The sequence below is a fragment of the Methanobrevibacter sp. 87.7 genome, assembly GCF_002208625.1.
Classification (GTDB): Archaea; Methanobacteriota; Methanobacteria; order Methanobacteriales; family Methanobacteriaceae; genus Methanarmilla.
This window is the reverse complement of record NZ_MRCT01000178.1, coordinates 1-3,279: the sequence shown is the minus strand read 5'-3', so window position 1 is coordinate 3,279 and position 3,279 is coordinate 1. Positions and strand designations below refer to the sequence as shown.

Sequence of the window (3,279 nt, the reverse complement as noted above, 5' to 3'; positions counted from 1 at the left end):
ATTATTAACTAATTAAAGAAAAAAATTAAACAATTAAAATATAAAAATTAATGAATAATTTTAAAGTATATAGTATAACAATTAAAATAATCAAATCTAAAATAAATTTAAATATAGTTTACTTATAAAATTAGAAAAAAATAGTATATGATATGTATGAAAGTTATAAATAATGAATAATTTAATAAATTTTAATATTTTAATTAATAAAAAAAAGTTAAATTACTTAAAATAATTTAAATAAAAAAAAGTAGAAGAAGTAGTTAAAAACTACTTTTAATTTAAATTAATCTATTCAGGTTTAGAGATTAATTCTACTTTAGATCCAGTTGAACCGTCACCCATGTGAGGAGTTCTTTTTACGGTATCATTGGATTTTTCAATTTCTCTTGCTTCAGTAGCTAAATTAGCAGCAACACTAGCCATTTCATGTGCAGCAGCTACAACAGGTAAAAAGTCTTTGTAGTCTTTCATCATGAAACATCCTTTAGTATCGAGTTTTGCTAAGTTACCACAGATTTCATATGCAGCATATGCTTTTGCTTTTGCATATGGGTTTGAGAATCCACCAGCTTCAACAGCTTTATCAGCAGTAATAATAAGTTTTGGTAATCCAATATCTTTACCTGCATCAACATCTGCAATAATTTTATCAAATGTATCTTGTACTAATCTGTAAGCACCAGTAGCAGCTAATACTTTAATTACATCTGCATTGAATGAAGCCATTTCAGTAGGATCTAACCATTCTCTTCTAGCACCAATCATAGGATCAGCCATTACAATAATGTAACCAATACCTTGTTCGTCCATTTCATCTTTTTTACCTTTACCTGGAGCATCTCCAATAACAAATGCAGGAATGTCTCCTTCAGATAATAATTCCCTTGCTTTAGCAGGACCTGGTGCTCCTGGGTTAGGACTTATGAAAACGCAGAAATCAGGATCAAAGTCTTTTACCTTAGGTACTACTTCTTCTACTTGTTCTGGGTTCATTTTTGCTCCAGAACTGAATACCCTAACATCAATATTAGGTCTGTCTGCTCTTTCATCAAGTAATAATTCTAATACTGGTGATGTACCAATATTTCCGCTTTTAACTATTCCGATTTTTACAACCATAATATCACAATTAATACTATATTAAAATACTTATTAAGTATTTTTGTTTATAAATAAACCAAAAAATTTAAATAATATAATATATTTTTTTCTATAAGTAAAATAAAATAAGGATTTTAAAAGCTTATTATAAACTATAAGTAATTATAATAAATTTTTGAAAAATAATGATTTTAAGAAAAAATTAAAAAAAAGTAATAATTATTTAAAAAATCCACATCTAATAAAAAAATTAAATTTATAAAAAAAAGCTAATTTTATAAAATCCATTTATACTTAAGATAATCTAAATTAACTTATAACTTATAACTTATACTAAGTAATCAATAAAATATTATAACTTATACTTTAAAACTTATAATTTTAAATTTATAAGTTAAATCTTATAACTTATAATAAAAAAATTAAAAAAATAAATTAAGAAACTAAAATTAAAAACAAAAAAATCTAATTAAAATTAAAGATAATAGAAATAGATAATTAAAAAATTAAAATAGAAAACTAATTATCTTTGAGAACTTTTAAATTTAGATCTAGCTCTCCAAATTTTAAAAGTATTTTTAATATTACCTTTTTTAAGTGAATAATTAAAATTATTTATAATATTAACAAGATTATAAATAGCTAATTGACCATTTTCAACAAGATCCCCACTAGGAGGGTATAATTTCATTAATGCTTTTGGAATATCCCAAATATTTACAATAGGAATATTTAATTCTTTAGCAAGATTTATACTACTATGGAAAACATGATAACCATATATTTTAATTGAAGGTACTTTTAATACTCCAGCTTCAATAGTCATACCCATACCTGCACCATAAATAAGTGCATCAGCAGAATAGGTTAAACTAATCATATCAACATGATTATCTAAAACTTTAACTTTAGAAGAATTAGATAAGCTTTCAACATAATTTTTATCAAATCTAAACGGAGCAATAAGTGTTGGATAATCAAAACCATCAACCAATGGAATTAAATCTGATAAATCTTCTTTTTTCAAGTCTCCTCCAAGTAAAACAAGAATATAATGACTAAAACCAAATTTTTCTTCGATTTCTTCTTTAGATAATAAATCATGATTTAAAACTTGATCTTGAACATATTTAGCCATTGGATATCCACCAATATTAATAACATTTTTAAGACCATACTGTATTTTAAGATATAATTCATAATCTTTAGAAGGTACAGTAATAAGATTAGCTTGTGAAATTAATTCAATAGGATTATAAATATCTTGTTCAATATGTAATACAGGAGTTCTTAATAATTTAGCAGCAGCAATAGATTTTCTTACATCTCCAGCATTACCACATGTTATAAGAAGATCAATTTGTTCACCTATCATTGCTTTAAGAGCTTTAAAAATATCTCTAAAAATAAGACCTGCAAGATGAGTATTACCTTTATTAGATTGGTTAGCTCTCCTACCTTCACCAATATAGAAAACTTGATCACAATATGGTTCAATTAATTCTTTAACACCTTCACCATGATATAAACCTATTATTCTAGTATGTTTCCAGTTAAGTTCTCCTTTTTCTTCAAGTTCATTAATACATTTAATTACTGGAATAACAGTTTTAGCTGGTGTTAATTCACAAGCAAAAGCTAAAGTTCTAATTTCAACTTTCTCAATATTATTTTTAGGTGCAAATTTTGTACGTCTAAAGTATTCTCTTGCTTCATTAATACCAGTTACAATAGAATCATCAATTTCTTCTTCAGCATCAGTATCTATATCAGAATTAGAATTAATATGACGTTTATTACTTTCATCATCATCTAAAAGGTTTAAATTATCTAATAATTCATTTACAGATACCCCTACATCTTGTTCAAATTCATTTATAGATACACCAAATTCATCTTCAAATTCTTTAGGAGTCATGTGAAGCTGATTTAATAAATCATCATTTTCATAACTTGTTTTATTCTTATTAGATATATTTGGATTTTTAGACTTTTTAGAATCTCCCATTAAAAACCAACCTAATTTTAAAATTTATAAGATTATATTATGTATAATATATTAAACAAGTTATTTAAATTAAGCGAATTTTATAAAAATTTTAACAATAATCTAAAAACTTAGATAAAATAAAATAAAAGTAAAAATAAGAAATAAATCTTAATTAATAATAAAAT

At 24.2% G+C, this 3,279-nt stretch carries 2 protein-coding genes; both read right to left on the bottom strand.

Annotation, left to right across the window (positions count from 1 at the left end):
- Positions 1–291: 291 nt before the first annotated feature.
- Positions 292–1,122 (bottom strand): F420-dependent methylenetetrahydromethanopterin dehydrogenase, encoded by an 831-nt coding sequence (locus tag BGI41_RS07315; RefSeq protein ID WP_088540008.1) that lies wholly within the window; start codon positions 1,120–1,122, stop codon positions 292–294.
- Between the two features lie 505 nt (positions 1,123–1,627).
- Positions 1,628–3,112, bottom strand: coding sequence for a hypothetical protein (locus tag BGI41_RS07310; RefSeq protein ID WP_088540006.1), 1,485 nt, complete (start codon positions 3,110–3,112; stop codon positions 1,628–1,630).
- Positions 3,113–3,279: the final 167 nt, after the last annotated feature.

What these genes read in the sequence shown, in the direction of transcription:
- BGI41_RS07315 (WP_088540008.1), bottom strand. Translation starts at nt 1,122, where the DNA reads ATGGTTGTAAAAATCGGAATAGTTAAAAGCGGAAATATTGGTACATCA.
- BGI41_RS07310 (WP_088540006.1), bottom strand. Translation starts at nt 3,112, where the DNA reads ATGGGAGATTCTAAAAAGTCTAAAAATCCAAATATATCTAATAAGAAT.